This window comes from Micromonospora sp. NPDC048842 (genome assembly GCF_040649935.1).
Lineage (GTDB): Bacteria > Actinomycetota > Actinomycetes > Mycobacteriales > Micromonosporaceae > Micromonospora > Micromonospora hortensis.
In genome coordinates, this window is sequence record NZ_JBEZGK010000031.1 from 40,550 (window position 1) to 55,412 (window position 14,863).

The window sequence follows — 14,863 nt, forward strand, 5'->3', positions numbered from 1 at the left end:
GGACGGTTGTCGCCCGGGGGCGACCAGCGGGACGGTTGCCTACCGGCCGGTAGCGTCCTGAACCTAGAACCGCCGTCGACCAGTGTCAATGGGTTCGCTGATCCGCAGGTCAACAGGATGGTCCAGCCGTACCCGGTCGTTCGGGCCGGTGGGCCGATCGGGTTGACTGGTCGTCGTGAACGAGTCGATCTGGGAGGCGGCCCGAGCGTCACGCGGCTGGCTGGACAAGGCGAACGGCACCGGGCAGACCGAGCTGACCTGCCGCATCCTGAAGCTCACCGAGGAAGCGGGGGAGGCTTCGGCTGCCTGGATCGGTCTGCTCGGGCAGAATCCGCGCAAGGGTGTCACCCACACCCGCGAGGACGTCGCTGCGGAGTTGGCCGACGTCGCCTTCACCGCGTTGGTGGCCATCGAGAGCCTCGGGCTGGACGCGCAGACAGCTCTGGACGCCTGCGCCGCAAAGGTGCGCTCCCGCCTGACGGGCCAATGACCGCCCCTGGCGTCCGGCTGTTGCCGTCCCCTTACCGGCGGTCGCCTGCCGGGCCTCTCTGAGAAATTTGCCCGACATTGGGTGGTACGTGCCGGTCGCTTTCATTGGTGATCGACTCGGGTTCAGGAAGTCGCGGTGTCCGGGAGTCCGGGATGCCCCGACTTCCGTGAAGGCGAGTGGATCACCCGGTGCGGGCCGGTTGGGCGCCATGGGCCGGCTGCCGTGTGGGTCGTTTGGCCGCCGGTGGGTGTTTGTGGCGTGTGGCCGGGCGCACTCGTGGGCCGGAATCATGGCCGGGCCGGGGTCGTTACATACCCTGACGATCGCAGCACCACCGACCGCCCGCCCGATCCCTGAGGGCTGGTCGCGCAGGTTGGAATGCCGACCCGCGCTCGGTCGTTGCGACCCCCACGAACGACCGCAGGCACCGCCACGACGGGGTGCCCACGGGCGGGCCGACCCCGGAATGACCTAGGCCCGCCGGTCGTTACGGTCACCACGAACGACCGACGGGCATCGCCACGATGAGGGTGCCGATGAACGGGCCGACCCCGGAATGACCCTGGCCCCCCGGTCGTTACACAGGGTCCCGGCGCCACGAGCCCCGCTCGCAGGTCGCCGACTCCGACACCCCACCGGGTGTCACCCCCTCAGACTTTCCCCCTTGTTAGTGCAGCGCCGGACGAGGTGCTCACACCCTGCCGCCGTCCCCCTTGGCGGTGTGGGTGTCCTACCCCCGAAGGAGCTACCCCCCATGAACACGATCTTCCGTAAGAGCATGCTGTCTGTTGCTGGTCTCGCGTTCGCCGGTGGTGTCTTCGCCGGCCCCATCGCCCACGTGGCCAACCCGGTCGATGCCAAGCCCGTCGCAGTTGCGGTGCAGGCCGACAAGCCCGACACCAGCAAGCTGATCCCGCACGGCACCCAGGGCGACCAGTCCCGGATCAGCCTGAACGATGAGCAGACCGCGAACGTGAAGGCGATCATCGCCGCCACGAAGAAGGCCGGCCTCCCGGAGCGGGCCGCGGTCATCTCGATCGCGACGAGCCTGCAGGAGTCGAAGCTGGAGAACCTGGGTCACCTGGGCGACATGAACGACCACGACTCGCTGGGCCTGTTCCAGCAGCGCCCGTCCAGTGGTTGGGGTACCCCGGAGCAGATCACCGACCCCGCCTACTCCACCACCGCGTTCCTCAAGGGCCTCAAGCAGGTCGACGGGTGGCAGGACATGCCCCTGACCGACGCCGCGCAGACGGTGCAGGTGTCGGCCTACCCGGACGCCTACGCCCAGTGGGAGCAGCAGGCCGCTGACCTGGTCGGTCAGTACTGGAACAGCTGACCCGCGTCACAGCACCACAGAAGCACTGCGCCTCAGCAGCACCACCGCACGACACCGACCGCTGGCCGGCACCCGCAAACCCGGGGTGCCGGCCAGCGGCCTGTCTGCTCTAGTCGGTCCGCCGTTCACCAGTCGCCGCCAACGTTCACCGACCGCGTCGCCGACCGCCGACCGCCGACCGCGTCGCCGACCGTCGACCGCCGACCGCGTCGCCGACCGCCGACCGCCGACCGCCGACCGCGTCGCCGACCGCGACCGCTGGCCACGGGGCCGTTGGTCGTTGGTCATCGGGCTGGGGACGCCGCCTTGCACACTCTGGGGGGCAGATGACGTCGTCTGAATTGGCGGGTGTCCGTAGATCTTGGACAGTTTCCGTTCCGCGCTAACGGAAACTGTCCAAGATCTACGTTGGCGACGTAGCGGAGTGACGTGATCGGCGCCGAGTGATCCGCTCGGCCGGCGGGTACGTACCCCTGGGCGGGGACCGGCGGAGGGACACAGGCATGGCCGCAGTGGGGTACGGCGCGGATCGCGAACCGAAGTCAGGGCCGGAACCGTCCGGTGAGGCCGCACCGCGACGGTGGTCCACTGGTGCTCGCCTGTTGGTGGCTGCTGCCGCCGTCGTGTTGCTCCTGGGTGCGGCAGCGGTGGCCGTGATCGTCGCCGATCCCGACCACCTCGGCATGACCTACTCCAGCCAACGCGACGGCACTCGCCCCGACGGCACTCGCCCCGACGGCACTCGCCCCGACGGCACTCGCCCGGATGGCACTGGCCCCGGTGACGGCGGCCGTCCGGGGGGCGTCGTCGACCCGGACGCGGCTGAGGGCCGCCGCGGTGGTGCGGGTGCTGCTGCCGAGCAACCGTTGACAGCGCCGCTGGCGGGTCGGCGGGAGGGCACCTTCGTGCTCGCGGATGGGCTGTCTTCGTTCGAGCTGCGAGTCGCCGAGTTGGGCGATGACCTGTACCGGATCAGCACCCCGGCGGGCTCGGGCGTGGCGGGCCGACCGGCGGTGCGGGGGGAGACCGTGCGGCTCGACCTCGTGGAGTCCGGGACGCGCGGGCCGCGGGCCGTGCGGGTGTTGCTCAACGAGCGGGTCGCCTGGCGTATCCACCTCGTCGGCGGGGTGAGCAGTCAGGTGTTGGACCTGGTCCGGGCCCGGCTGCTGGGGGTGGAACTCGCCGGTGGTTCCAGCCGTACCGAGATTCTCCTGCCACCGATCACCGCCGCAGGCCCCGGCAATCCCACCGGCCCGCGCTCAGAGCAGCCCGCCAGCATCCTGGCCGTACGACTCACCGGTGGGACCAGCCAGCTCGACGTCCGGGTCCCGAGGGAGACCTCGGTACGGGTTCGGGCGGGAGCCGGTGCCGGCTCGGTGGTGGTACGTGACGACCGCTGGGACGGGGTGGCCGCGGGCTCGGTGCTGGGTACGCCGGGTTGGGACCGGTCGGCGGAGCGCCTGTACCTGGACCTGGTCGCCGGTGCCAACAGCGTGCTGGTCTCCTCCAGCAACCGCTGACCCACGCCAGGCCAACCCAACAGACGGGCCAGCCCACGCCAGGCCAGCCCAGGCCAGCCCACGCCAGGCCAGCCCAGGCCAGCCCACGCCAGGCCAGCCCAGGCCAGGCCAGCCCAGGCCAGGCCAGCCCAGCCCAGGCCAGCCCAGGCCAGGCCAGCCCACGCCAGGCCAGCCCACGCCAGCCCACGCCAGGCCAGGCCAGCCCAACCCAACAGACGGGCGAGCCCGCGCCGGCCCCCGCCCTGACAACCACGCCCTGGTGAACCCCGCCCGCCCTGAACAGAAGCGCCGCGGTCGCGAATGGGCGTGCGCGTACAGTCGGGCGGTGGAGCGTACTGAATCAATGCTGGCGCAGACCCGACCGCCTGGCGTGGCCGACGTCGATCCCGGCAGTGTGTTGTTGCCTGGCCACGACGTGCCGTTGGGTCGGTACACCACTGTGCGGCGGCTGCTTCCGCAGCGCGCCCGCCGGATGGTCGGCGCGTGGTGTTTCGTTGATCATTTCGGCCCGGACGATGTGGCGCAGCGGCCCGGTATGGAGGTGCCGCCGCACCCGCACACCGGGTTGCAGACGGTGACCTGGCTGCTCGACGGGGAGATTCTGCACCGGGACAGCCTCGGTAACGTGCAGCCGATCGTGCCCGGCCAACTGAACGTGATGACCTCCGGGAACGGTATCGCCCACTCGGAGCGCTCGCCGGCCACCCATCCGCCGGTGATGCACGGTGTGCAGCTCTGGGTGGCGCTGCCGGACCCGGCGCGGGCCGGAGCGGCCGACTTCGCGCACCACGCCGACCTGCCGCGCTGGCGGGACGGCGATCTGGACGTCACGGTGCTGGTCGGTGAGTTCGCCGGGGAGCGGTCACCGGCGGTGGTGCACACCCCGCTGGTGGGGGTGCAGTTGGAGCTGCGCGGCGAGGCGCCGGCGACGATGGCGTTGCGGCCCGATTTCGAGTACGCAGTGCTGGCGATGTCCGGGTCCGCGGAGGCGGCCGGGGTCGGGTTCGAGCCGGGGGCGCTGCTCTATCTGGGTTCGGGCCGCCGGGAGCTGACAGTGCGGGGCGGGGCCGGGGCCCGGTTGCTGCTGCTGGGTGGTACGCCGTTCGAGGAGCCGTTGGTGATGTGGTGGAACTTCGTGGGGCGGTCGCACGAGGAGATCGCCGCCGCCCGGGAGGACTGGATGGCCGGCGACGGGCGCTTCGGTGTGGTCGCCGACGATTCGGCGCCGCCGCTGCCGGCGCCCGCCCTGCCCACTACCCGCCTCAAGGCCCGCGACCGCACCGGCGGCCTACACGGCTGACGGGCATGTACGGCCGGTGTGTGGTCGGCAGGTGGCGCGGGTAGTCGCCGCCATGGCGGCGAGTTTGATCACTCCAATGGCGGACCGTAAACGTCTGGCGCGCCGGCTCGCCGGTGGCGGGCGGGGCTTCGCCGAGCAGTACGGGTTCCGGGTGACCAACAACCCGGCGAGCCTGTTCCAGGTGCTGTACCTGTCGGTGCTGCTGGCCCGTCGTGGTGACTTCCGGCGGGCGTTGGACGGGGCGCGGGCGTTGCGTGACGAGGGGTGGGACAGCGCGGCCCGGCTGGCGCGTTCCCTGCACGAGGAACGGGTCCGGGTGCTGCGCGCCAGCGGCCAACGCGGTGACGTGGACGCGTTGGCCGCTGTGCTGGGTGACCTGGCCCGGACGGTGATCGAGCGGTGCCGGGGTGATCTGCGCCGGCTGCGGGCGGTGGCGCACCACGACCCGGTCCGGGAGCGCGCGTTGCTGGCCGAGCTTCCGGGCGTGGATGATCAGGTCGTCGTCCTGTTTCTCCGCGAGGCGCAGGCGTTGTGGCGGGAGGTGGCCCCGGTCGCCGATCGGCGGGCGCTGGCCGCCGCGCGTCGGCTCGGGCTGGGCAGGTCGGCGGACGACCTGGCCGGCCTGGCCACTGGCGAGTCCGAGCAGTTGGCCTGGCTGGTGGGGGCGTTGGCCCGGGTCGACCTGGAGCATCGGTACGCGGAGGTGACCGGTCGGCAGTGACGTGCCCTGGCCCACACTTCCCCAAATTCTGACCAAACGGAGGATGTTCTGCCGTATGGTTGGACCCGGCAGTGCTGGCCGCTCGGTTCGAGCGGACCTCCACCGCCTGGTGACCGCGACCGGTTCGGATGCGGTTCACCGCCTGGGCAGGCTTGCGTGGCGCCCTAGGTCGCGGTTCGTGACCAGGGGCGCCCGCCTGTCCCGGCCCTTCGATCGGCCCCGCCCCGTGTCGTGCTCCGGGGGACTGCGCGGCCTACCGCGTCAACAGCCGTCACCGCGCCAGACCCGCCAGCAGGTTCACGGTCACAGCGATGATGAACGCGCCGAACAGGTACGACACCATCGAGTGGCGCAGCACCGTACGACGCATCTCGTTGCTGGTCAGGTTGGTGTCGGAGATCTGGAACGTCGTCCCGATGGTGAACGCGACGTACGCGAAGTCGGAGTAGCGCGGCGGTTCGGGCTGGTTGAAGTTCACCCCGCCGTCCGGGCCGGTGTAGTAGATCCGGGCGTACCGGGCGGCGAACACGGTGTGCACCACGAACCAGGAGAGCACCACGCTGAGCACGCCCACGCCGCTGTGCAGCTCCCGGGCCATCCCGGGGGGCGCGCTCTGCGCGCTGGCCACCACCAACCCGACGGCCAGCAGGCTGGCCAGGCAGGCGACGAGCAGCAGGGCGTCCCGGATCGCCCGGTTCGGATCCTCGTGGACGGCCAGTTGGGCGGTCCGCTCGGCGTCCATCGGCCAGATCTTGTGCCAGACGAGCACGAGCCAGCTCAGCGCGCCCACGTCCCAGCCGGCCAGCGCGGCGAGCGGCAGGGGCAGCAGCAGCGCGAAGACGCAGCCGGCGATGATGCCGACCACCGCCACGACGGCGAGCTGCTTCGCAGCCGGGAAACGTACGTCCGCTGGCCGGTCGGGGCCGGTCTGGGTCATTCGGGACGCTCCCGGGTCGGGGTGGTGGGCGCCACCGCCGGGTCAGATGCCGCGCAGGTGTTGCGAGACCCGGTTGTGCTTCTTGTCCCGGGCCTGCTCGGCCCGCTGGGCGGGACCGACCTCGGGCGCCGCCTCGATCCCGGCCGACCGGGCCACCTCGGTCCCGTTGGCGTAGTCGACCGGCGGCAGGGCGCGCAGCGCCTTCAGCACGTCCGGCGGGGCACCCTCCCGTTCGGCCTCTCGGACCACGTCGTCCTTCTCGGCCGGGTAGTCCAGGCTCGACAGGTACTGCAGGACGTCGGCGTAGCTCGCCATGGCGTGGGCTCCCTCGGGCATCGATGTGGTGACGACCGGCGGCGGTTACCCGCCCGCCGGCCTGTCACGCCCGCCCGGCACAGGAAACCGGCGCCGTTTCTCCTCGGCCGCCGCGGGTACCCGCAGGCGCCGACGCGAGTCCAAGGGAGTACGCGATGAACTACGACACCTTCATCGACCAGGTTTCCCAGCGCACCGCCACGTCGTCCGAACGGGCGGTCGAGCTGACCCGGGCCGTGTTGGAGACGTTCGCCGAGCGGTTGACCGGCGGTGAGGTCCTGGACCTGGCTGCCCAGTTGCCCCAACCGCTGCAACTGGTGCTCAAACCCAGCCCGAGCACCGAGCAGGCGGACCGGTTCGGCGCGGCGGAGTTCGTCGCCCGGGTCGCGTTGCGTGCCGGTGTGCCGGAGCCCGCCGCCGAGGACGCCAGTCGGGCGGTCTTCACCACCCTGCGCGAGGCGATCACCGGCGGTGAGTTCGATGATGTGGTGACCCAACTGCCACGTGACTATCGGGGCCTGGTCGAGCAGGCGATGGCCCCGGGCGCGACGTTGCGCCGCGGCTGACAGCGCTCGTACCGGGCACACACAGCGGTTTACCAGGGCAACCATCGATGTCCCGCTTGGCGTGGCGATTCCGCCTGGCCTAACCTTGTCGTGCGAGGGGAGTACTTCCCACGAACCATTCCGGTCAGTACGGCGCGCCCGGCGCGCCTCGGGTGGTTGCCCACTAGGTGGTGGGTGAAGGAGACCTCGAACATGACGGTGTTCGAGGAGACCCCACATGAGCCAAGTGTCGTATCTGTCCGCCGCCAGTGACCTGTCGTCGGTGGGCACGCCCACGCTGTGGGCGGTCACCATCATCGGGGTCCTCCTGCTGTTGGTGCTGGACTTCCTGGTCACCCGTCGCCCGCACGAGGTGTCAATGCGGGAGGCCATCGGCTGGTCGGCCTTCTACATAGCGCTGCCGCTGGCGTTCGGCGGCTGGCTCTGGTGGCGATTCGGCTCCCAGCAGGGCGTTGAATACCTGACCGGTTACCTGGTGGAGAAGTCGCTATCGGTCGACAACCTCTTCGTCTTCATGCTGCTGTTGGCGGCGTTCGCGGTGCCGGCGGTGCTCGCCCAGCGGGTGCTGCTCTACGGCATCGCCGGCGCGCTGGTGCTGCGGGCCGTCTTCATTGCCCTCGGCGCGGCGGCGTTGCAGACCCTCGACTTCGCCTTCCTGCTCTTCGCGATCATCCTCATCGCCACCGCTGTGAAGCTGCTGCGTGATGCCATGTCCGGGCATCAGCAGGAAGTCGACATCAACAAGATGCGGTCGGTGAAGCTGCTGCGCAAGGTCATGCCGGTGGTCGACGACTACCACGGCACCAAGATGACCGTCCGGCAGGGCGCGAAGCGGGCACTCACGCCGTTCGCCCTGGTGGTGGTTGCGGTGCTGGCCACCGACATCGTCTTCGCTGTCGACTCGGTACCGGCGGTCTACGGCATCACCGAGGACCCGTACCTGGTGTTCGCCACCAACGCGTTCGCCCTGCTCGGCCTGCGGGCGCTCTACTTCGTCCTGCACGCGGCGCTGAGTCGGCTGGTGCACCTCAGCTACGGGCTGGCCATCATCCTGGCGTTCATCGGCCTCAAGCTGGGTCTGCACTGGGCGCACGGCATCTGGGACAGCGTGCCGCAGATTCCCACCCTGGCCTCGCTCGGCGTGATCATCGGTGTGCTGGTGGTGGTCACCCTGACCAGTCTGCGCGCCACCCGGGGCGGCGACCTGCCCGAGGACCGCAAGGTGGTCGCGGAACGGCACTGACCGCGCCGCGCCGGCTGACGACGGCGTACGCGGGAAAGCTCCCGCTCCCACCGGCGCGGGTGGTACGACTGTGCAATGGGAATCGTGTCACCGGGCTTTCAGGGTCGGCCTCGAACACAGGAGCCGGCCCTGCCACCCGGTCAGTATCTGACCGAGGACTTTCCGGTGCTCTCGGCCGGCCCGACGCCCCGGGTGTCACTGGACACCTGGGAGTTCGTCATCTCCGCCGAGAACGGCAGCGAACACCGGTGGTCGTGGCAGGAGTTGATGGCCCTGCCGCAGGAGACGCCGATGGTGGACATCCACTGCGTCACCCGCTGGTCCAAACTCGGCACCAACTGGCAGGGCGTCTCACTGGACACGCTGCTGGCCAACGTCGACACGGGCGCGCACTTCGCGCTGGCGCACTCCTACGGCGGGTACACCACCAACCTGCCGCTCGACGACCTGCGCGGCGGCCAGGCCTGGGTGGTGCACACCTTCGACGGTGCCCCGCTGCCCGCTGAGCACGGCGGGCCGGCCCGACTCCTGGTCCCGCACCTGTACTTCTGGAAGTCCGCCAAGTGGGTGCGCGGCCTCCGACTCAAGACGATGGACGAGCCAGGGTTCTGGGAGACCGCCGGGTACCACGACTACGGCGACCCGTGGCGCGAACAGCGGTACCAGGGTGACTGAGCGCGCCGTGGCGACGAGCACCCAGCGCCGTACGCCCAACCGTTGGCAGGTCGGCCGGCTGGTGGAGCGCCGGGTGGAGACGCCGACCGCGCAGACCCTGGTGCTGGAGGTGCCGGACTGGCCGGGGCACCTGCCCGGGCAGCACGTCGACCTGCGGCTCACCGCCCCGGACGGTTACCAGGCGGCACGGTCGTACTCGATCGCCGGGCCGGCCGTGGACGGGCCGGGAGGGCCGCGCATCGAGGTGACGGTGCAGCGGGTGCACGACGGCGAGGTGTCGCCGTACCTCATTGATGTCTTTGGTGGCGGCGACCCGGTGGAGGTGCGCGGACCGCTCGGTGGCTGGTTCATCTGGCGGCCCGAGGAGACCGCGCCGGTGCAGCTCGTCGCGGGTGGGTCGGGAATCGTGCCGCTGATGGCGATGATCCGGGCGCGGCGGGCGGTGGGCAGCAAGGCGCCGTTCCGGCTGATCTACTCGGTGCGCACCCCCGGCGACGTGATCTACGCCGACGAGCTGCGCCGCCGGATCCGCGACGACTTCGGGCTGGACGTCGCGTACGTCTACACCCGGGAGGCGCCCGAGGGCTGGCGCGGCGAGCCGCACCGGATCGGGCTGGCCGACGTCAACACGCACGGGTGGCCACCGGACCTGGAACCTCTCACCTACGTCTGTGGCCCGACCGCGTTCGTGGAGACCGTGGCCGACCTGCTGGTGGGGCTGGGTCACCCGTCGCGTCGGGTCAAGACCGAACGTTTCGGCCCCACCGGCTGACCATCCGCTCACTCACGCAGTGTCGAGGAGATTTCGATGACCGAGATGTCGTACGTGGACGGCAACATGCTCGACGGCCCGATGCGTGAGCTGTTCACCGTCGACCTGAGCAGCGCGATGGGCCGCTGTGAGAACTGCGGGACGACCGGCTCGATGGCCAGCCTGCACGTCTACTCGCACGCCCCGGGTCTCGTCGCCCGCTGCCCGTCCTGCGAGGAGGTGATGGTGCGCCTGGTGCGCGGGCCGGACCGGGCCTGGCTGGACATGCGCGGCACCACCTACCTCCAGGTGCCGATGCCGATGGAACAGACGTTCCCCGGCCCGCTCTGACGGAACGCTTGCCCGGCTGAGGCAACATGGCCGGATGAGCACCCGTCGACGGGCCCCTTAGTGGCGGAGGAGGTCGTAGGCCCGGGCGAGGTCGTCGGCCCACGGTGAGTCGTAGTCACGTTCCCACGCGCGGTGCAGACGGTCGCGGGTCGCCGCTCGGCGTAACCAGTCACCGAGGACGCTGGGCTTCTGACTCGTGAAGTTCAGTTTGCCGACCAGCTCGGCCAGGTGACGGTCCGCCGACGGGTTGAGCGTGGCGTCCCAGACGTCGAGGAATCGTTCGAGGCGCTCGCCGGCCGCGTGAGCCGCGTCGAGGAAGTCCGTCGGATCGGTGAACGACCCGAGCCGCGACGGGTGATCCGCCAACAATGCCCGCCACACCGCGTCGAGGTACGCGTCGACGGCCTCCTGCTCGACGTGCGGCCAGGTGCGCCACTCCTGACGGGGGAGTTTGCCCAGGACGATGACCGGTTCCAGGTCGTCGGACTCGAGCAGGCGCTCAAGGAGGACGGGGAGCAGGGCCTTCACGTCCGCACGGCTGCCGACAGTGTTGCCGAGGCTGATGGTCAGTGAGAACAGGTCGTGCTCGTCGACCAGCACCGGGCCCTCGCAGTGTGGGCAGCCGTCGAGCGTCGCACGGCGCGGATATCGGGCGAACGCGTCCCGTACGCCCGCCAGGGCAGACGTCAGCTCGTCCTCCACCGGCCGATTCTCGCATCGACGGCTTACTGCGCGGTGCCCGCGAGTAGCCACCGGCGGACGGGGATCTCCAGCAGCGCCCGCTCACCGTCCGGACCGACCTGCCGGCCGACGTCCCAGCCGTCGTACTTGCGCGCGAACGCCTCGACGACGGTGCTGGGGAATCCACTTTGGTGCACGTGGGCGGCGCCCTCCGCCACCACTGGCGCGTCGCCGCTCTCCAGAGCCACTGACACCCGTGGGTCGGCCACGACGTTGCGGGCCTTGACGCTGCGGCTCTCGCAACCGACCCAGAACGTCGCCGAGAGGTAGACGAACCAGACCGGCGTCAGGTGTGGGGACCCGTCGCGCCGCACCGTGCACAGCCAGACGTTCAGCTCCCGCGACAGTCGCTCTTCGACGTCGGCCGGGGGGATCGAGGGGGTTCGGCTCACCGGGCCAGTGGATCACAACGTCGCACGTCCCGACGACGATCTTTCCACTGCTGCCGGGCCGCGTGCGGCGCGTCGAATCAGGCAGCGGAGGGTTCGTCGATGGCGGTACCGGTACGTGCGGCCCGCGCGGCGCCTCAGTCGTACAGGGCCTGCAACACCGGGGCCAGGCTGAGGCCTTCCTCGGTGAGCCGGTACTCGACGTGGGGTGGTGTGGTCTCGTGGTCGTGCCGCAGGACGAGCCCGTCGGCCTCCAACTCGCGCAGACGCTGCGTCAGCATCTTCTCGCTGACCCCTGGCATCCGGCGGCGCAGCTCGCCATAGCGGTGTACGCCCTCCTTGAGATGGGCCAGGATCACCGGTCGCCATTTTCCGCCGACAACGTCGACGGCGAGTTCCACCGGGCAGTGGTATCGCTTGGGCATCGTGGCCTCCCTCGGCACGTACCAAAAGGTGCGTACTTGATCATCACCGATGCGGGTGTTCAGCTGTAGCCATGGTGATCGAGTACATCAGGTACCGCGTCCCGCAGGAACGGCTGGACGGTTTCGAGGCGGCGTACGAGCGGGCCGCTGTCGCGTTACGTGCCGCGCCGCAGTGTGTGGACTACGAGTTGAGCCGCTGCCTGGACGACCCCGCCTGCTACCTGCTGCGCATCACCTGGACGTCGGCGGACGAGCACCGGAAAGGGTTCCGGGGTGGCCCGGTGTTCGGGCAGTTCTTCGCCGCGATCAAGCCGTACGTCGAGGACATCCAGGAGATGCGGCACTACGCCCGAACGTCGGTTGCCGGCCCCGGTGGCGCCGCGCCGCCGAGCTTGTACGAGTGGGCCGGCGGCTCCGACGCGTTCATGAGGCTCTGCGAGGCCTTCTACCGCCTGGTCCGCTCCGACGACCTGCTCGCGCCGATGTTCGCGCAGATGGACCCCGACCACGCCCGGCATGTAGCGGTATGGCTTGCCGAGGTCTTCGGTGGACCGGCCACCTACACGACGCAGCGCGGCGGCTACCGCCACATGCTCGGCCAGCACCTGGGCAGGGCGATCAGCGAGGCGCAGCGTCGGCGGTGGGTCAACCTGATGATGGACGCCGCCGACGAGGTTGGCCTACCCGGCGATCCGGAGTTTCGCGCCGCCTTCGCGAGCTACCTGGAGTGGGGCACCCGCTTGGCGGTGGGCAATTCTCAGCCGGACGCGGACCCGATCCGGCAGGCGTCGATCCCACGCTGGGGTTGGGGTGTGGCCCCGCCGTACCTCACCGCGTGACCCGAAACTCGGGTGCGGTCGACCTGGCACATCCCTAGGCTCCCGCTTCGACGGCCGGCAGGGCGTCCGGCCCGACGGGAGATGAGCGCAGCGATGACCGCACACCTGTTCGCGATCAGTTTCGACGCGAGCGAGCCTCTGCGGCTCGCGCAGTTCTGGGCCGGGCTCCTGGGGCGGAACATCGCCGACGATCCGCACGAGGGCGTCCTGCTCCTACCCACCAACGACAACGAGTTCCACATCCGCTTCGCCCCGAACCAGCAGCCGAAGGTGGTCCAGAATCGGATGCACTTCGATCTGACCAGCAGTTCGCTGGAGGACCAGCGGCAGACGGTGGCCAGGGCACTGGAACTCGGCGCGCGGCACGCGGACATCGGCCAGGGCCCGGAGATCGATCATGTGGTGCTGGCCGACCCGGAGGGCAACGAGTTCGACGTCATCGCACCGGGTAACAAGTTCCTCGCCGGCTGCGGCTTCGTCGGTGCGCTGGCCAGCGACGGGTCACAGAAGGTTGGCTATTTCTGGAGCCGGGCGCTGGGCTGGCCGCTGGTCTGGGACCAGGACGAGGAGACCGCGATCCAGTCGCCGCTCGGAGGCACGAAAATTTCCTGGGGCGGCCCGCCGTACATGCCGAACGGAGGCAGGGATCGGGTGCGTCTCGACCTCGCCCCGGCTGTCGGCGTCGATTGGCAGGCCGAGGTCGACCGTCTGCTCTCGCTCGGGGCGACCCGGGTCGACACCGACCAGGAGGGGACAGGCCGACTGGTGCTGGCCGACCCCGACGGTCAGGAGTTCAGCGTCCTGACGTCCCGCTAGCCCGGCCAACGCCCGCATGATCGTGCTCGATCAGTGATGTAGTGGCCATGTGCGCCGCCGGAAGCCACTCCATCCTTGTTCGAGCCCGATCATGGCCCGCCGCGACGCGCACGCGGCGGCCGGTTGGACAACAGCGGCACCGGTCGGTCAGAGTGATCCGCCGTGAGATACCTGCGTACCGGTGGTCCCGCCGCGATCCGGCGACCCCGGCCCACCGACTCGGACGAGTTCGTCGCTGCCTCGCGGCGCAGTCGGGACCTGCACCACCCCTGGTTGGCCGCGCCGGCCAGCCCGGAGGAGTACGAGCTCTATCTGCGCCGGATCCGTCGCCGCGACAGCGCCGGCTACCTGATCTGCGACCGGGCCAGCGGCGAGATCGCCGGCTACGTGAACATCAGCGGAATCGTGCTCGGTGCGCTGCGTGGTGGCTACCTGGGGTACGCGGCGTTCCTGCCGTACAGCGGGACCGGGCACGCCTCGGCGGGCGTCGCCCTGGTGATCGACCACGCGTTCACCTCGGTCGGGTTGCACCGGCTGGAGGCGAACATCCAACCGGGCAACGAGCCGTCGCGGCGGGTCGCCCGCAAGCTGGGTTTCCGGTTGGAGGGTTTCTCCCCGGACTACCTGTTCATCGACGGCGCCTGGCGCGACCACGAGCGCTGGGCGATCACCGCACCAACCCCCGCCTGACCGTCGGCCCGCCGCGACCGGCCCGACGGGCAGACGGGCAGACGGTCACCGCGGGAGCGGGCCGGTCTCCGGCGGCGTGGTGGGGGAGTCCAGCCACGCGTCGATCAGCGCCTGGTGCAGTTGACGCAGCATCGCGGCCCCACAGGTGTAGACGTTCGTCGCCCCGAACTCGGCGCGGTCCGGCTTACTCGGCGGGCCGTACTCCTTGCGCAGTTCGCCGTCGCGTTGCCGGCTCGACTTCACCAGCTCGGCGTCGGAGAGCCCGTACCTGTCCTTCTCGTAGAGCTTCTGCACGTAGAGGGCCCAGCCCTCGTTGAGCCACATGTCGCGCCAGTCGGTGAGCGTGACGGCGTCGCCGAACCAGTGGTGGGCGTACTCGTGCAGTGTGGTGAGGTCGAACATCTGATCGCCGCGGGCCGGTTGGACCTCGCCCAGGGTGACCATCTGCTGGGTTTCCATGGCGGAGTTCGACTCGACCATGACGAGGCCTGCGGAGTCGAACGGGTACGGGCCGAAGCGTTCCTCCAGCCAGGTCAGGAAGGCCGGGGACCGCTTGAACATCGGCAGGTACTGGGCGTCCTTCGCGCGGTACCAGGTGGTCACCGGAATGCCGCGCGGGCCGGTGGCTGCCAACTTCCGGTACCTGCCGACGGCCAACGTCGTCGCGTACGACGCCACGGGGGCGGTGCTGCGGTAGGTGAACGTGTTGCCGCTCTGCCCGACCGGGGTGCCGCTGGCCACACCCGTCCAACCCT

19 protein-coding genes are annotated in these 14,863 nt (G+C 70.3%); 13 read left to right on the plus strand and 6 right to left on the minus strand.

What is annotated here, in order from left to right; all coding sequences use genetic code 11:
• The first annotated feature begins 175 nt into the window (after nt 1–175).
• The 5 genes from AB0C19_RS29675 (at nt 176) to AB0C19_RS29695 (ending at nt 5,370) form a co-directional block, all read left to right on the plus strand.
• Nucleotides 176–490, plus strand: coding sequence for a MazG-like family protein (locus tag AB0C19_RS29675; RefSeq protein ID WP_357190615.1), 315 nt, complete (start codon nt 176–178; stop codon nt 488–490).
• A gap of 754 nt (nt 491–1,244) precedes the next feature.
• Nucleotides 1,245–1,829 (plus strand): hypothetical protein, encoded by a 585-nt coding sequence (locus AB0C19_RS29680; protein WP_357190617.1) that lies wholly within the window; start codon nt 1,245–1,247, stop codon nt 1,827–1,829.
• A gap of 605 nt (nt 1,830–2,434) precedes the next feature.
• On the plus strand, nt 2,435–3,349 hold the full coding sequence (locus AB0C19_RS29685) for a hypothetical protein (protein WP_357190619.1): 915 nt from the start codon (nt 2,435–2,437) through the stop codon (nt 3,347–3,349).
• Between the two features lie 325 nt (nt 3,350–3,674).
• A complete protein-coding gene (locus AB0C19_RS29690) occupies nt 3,675–4,649 on the plus strand; it encodes a pirin family protein (RefSeq protein ID WP_238682771.1) in 975 nt (324 codons plus the stop codon).
• 52 nt (nt 4,650–4,701) lie between these two features.
• The gene (locus AB0C19_RS29695; RefSeq protein WP_357190683.1) at nt 4,702–5,370 is read left to right on the plus strand and encodes a hypothetical protein; all 669 of its coding nucleotides are present in this window, start codon (nt 4,702–4,704) and stop codon (nt 5,368–5,370) included.
• 271 nt (nt 5,371–5,641) lie between these two features.
• On the opposite strand, the gene AB0C19_RS29700 is transcribed toward AB0C19_RS29695, so the two are convergent.
• Together AB0C19_RS29700 and AB0C19_RS29705 are read right to left on the minus strand one after the other, a co-directional pair.
• The gene (locus AB0C19_RS29700) at nt 5,642–6,307 is read right to left on the minus strand and encodes a DUF1345 domain-containing protein (protein WP_357190621.1); all 666 of its coding nucleotides are present in this window, start codon (nt 6,305–6,307) and stop codon (nt 5,642–5,644) included.
• A 42-nt stretch (nt 6,308–6,349) separates the two neighbouring features.
• Nucleotides 6,350–6,622 carry a DUF2795 domain-containing protein gene (locus AB0C19_RS29705; protein ID WP_030332551.1) on the minus strand — a complete coding sequence of 91 codons (273 nt, stop codon included), beginning with the start codon at nt 6,620–6,622 and terminating at the stop codon, nt 6,350–6,352.
• 155 nt (nt 6,623–6,777) lie between these two features.
• Here AB0C19_RS29705 and AB0C19_RS29710 point away from each other — a divergent pair, with 155 nt between their 5' ends.
• The 5 genes from AB0C19_RS29710 (at nt 6,778) to AB0C19_RS29730 (ending at nt 10,208) form a co-directional block, all read left to right on the plus strand.
• On the plus strand, nt 6,778–7,188 hold the full coding sequence (locus AB0C19_RS29710) for a DUF2267 domain-containing protein (protein WP_238660011.1): 411 nt from the start codon (nt 6,778–6,780) through the stop codon (nt 7,186–7,188).
• A 217-nt stretch (nt 7,189–7,405) separates the two neighbouring features.
• Nucleotides 7,406–8,431 carry a TerC/Alx family metal homeostasis membrane protein gene (locus tag AB0C19_RS29715; RefSeq protein ID WP_357190624.1) on the plus strand — a complete coding sequence of 342 codons (1,026 nt, stop codon included), beginning with the start codon at nt 7,406–7,408 and terminating at the stop codon, nt 8,429–8,431.
• A gap of 75 nt (nt 8,432–8,506) precedes the next feature.
• The gene (locus AB0C19_RS29720) at nt 8,507–9,106 is read left to right on the plus strand and encodes a sulfite oxidase-like oxidoreductase (RefSeq protein WP_357190626.1); all 600 of its coding nucleotides are present in this window, start codon (nt 8,507–8,509) and stop codon (nt 9,104–9,106) included.
• 7 nt (nt 9,107–9,113) lie between these two features.
• The gene (locus AB0C19_RS29725) at nt 9,114–9,878 is read left to right on the plus strand and encodes a ferredoxin reductase (RefSeq protein WP_357190685.1); all 765 of its coding nucleotides are present in this window, start codon (nt 9,114–9,116) and stop codon (nt 9,876–9,878) included.
• Nucleotides 9,879–9,914: 36 nt separating this feature from the next.
• Complete coding sequence (locus AB0C19_RS29730; RefSeq protein ID WP_357190628.1) at nt 9,915–10,208, plus strand: DUF6510 family protein; 294 nt, start codon at nt 9,915–9,917, stop codon at nt 10,206–10,208.
• Nucleotides 10,209–10,265: 57 nt separating this feature from the next.
• Here the strand turns inward: AB0C19_RS29730 and AB0C19_RS29735 are convergent, their stop codons facing one another.
• The 3 genes from AB0C19_RS29735 to AB0C19_RS29745 form a co-directional block, all read right to left on the minus strand.
• Nucleotides 10,266–10,910: a hypothetical protein gene (locus AB0C19_RS29735; protein ID WP_357190630.1), complete on the minus strand. Its 645-nt coding sequence runs from the start codon at nt 10,908–10,910 to the stop codon at nt 10,266–10,268.
• A gap of 23 nt (nt 10,911–10,933) precedes the next feature.
• Nucleotides 10,934–11,341: a pyridoxamine 5'-phosphate oxidase family protein gene (locus AB0C19_RS29740; RefSeq protein WP_357190632.1), complete on the minus strand. Its 408-nt coding sequence runs from the start codon at nt 11,339–11,341 to the stop codon at nt 10,934–10,936.
• Between the two features lie 134 nt (nt 11,342–11,475).
• On the minus strand, nt 11,476–11,763 hold the full coding sequence (locus AB0C19_RS29745; protein WP_357190634.1) for a helix-turn-helix domain-containing protein: 288 nt from the start codon (nt 11,761–11,763) through the stop codon (nt 11,476–11,478).
• 71 nt (nt 11,764–11,834) lie between these two features.
• Here AB0C19_RS29745 and AB0C19_RS29750 point away from each other — a divergent pair, with 71 nt between their 5' ends.
• The 3 genes from AB0C19_RS29750 to AB0C19_RS29760 all read left to right on the plus strand — a co-directional run bounded on the left by AB0C19_RS29750 (nt 11,835) and on the right by AB0C19_RS29760 (nt 14,108).
• The gene (locus AB0C19_RS29750; RefSeq protein ID WP_357190636.1) at nt 11,835–12,602 is read left to right on the plus strand and encodes an antibiotic biosynthesis monooxygenase; all 768 of its coding nucleotides are present in this window, start codon (nt 11,835–11,837) and stop codon (nt 12,600–12,602) included.
• Nucleotides 12,603–12,695: 93 nt separating this feature from the next.
• Nucleotides 12,696–13,418 (plus strand): VOC family protein, encoded by a 723-nt coding sequence (locus AB0C19_RS29755; protein WP_357190638.1) that lies wholly within the window; start codon nt 12,696–12,698, stop codon nt 13,416–13,418.
• A 162-nt stretch (nt 13,419–13,580) separates the two neighbouring features.
• Nucleotides 13,581–14,108 (plus strand): GNAT family protein, encoded by a 528-nt coding sequence (locus tag AB0C19_RS29760; protein ID WP_357190640.1) that lies wholly within the window; start codon nt 13,581–13,583, stop codon nt 14,106–14,108.
• Nucleotides 14,109–14,153: 45 nt separating this feature from the next.
• Here the strand turns inward: AB0C19_RS29760 and AB0C19_RS29765 are convergent, their stop codons facing one another.
• The gene (locus AB0C19_RS29765) at nt 14,154–14,849 is read right to left on the minus strand and encodes a M1 family aminopeptidase (protein WP_357190642.1); all 696 of its coding nucleotides are present in this window, start codon (nt 14,847–14,849) and stop codon (nt 14,154–14,156) included.
• Between the last annotated feature and the right edge of the window lie 14 nt (nt 14,850–14,863).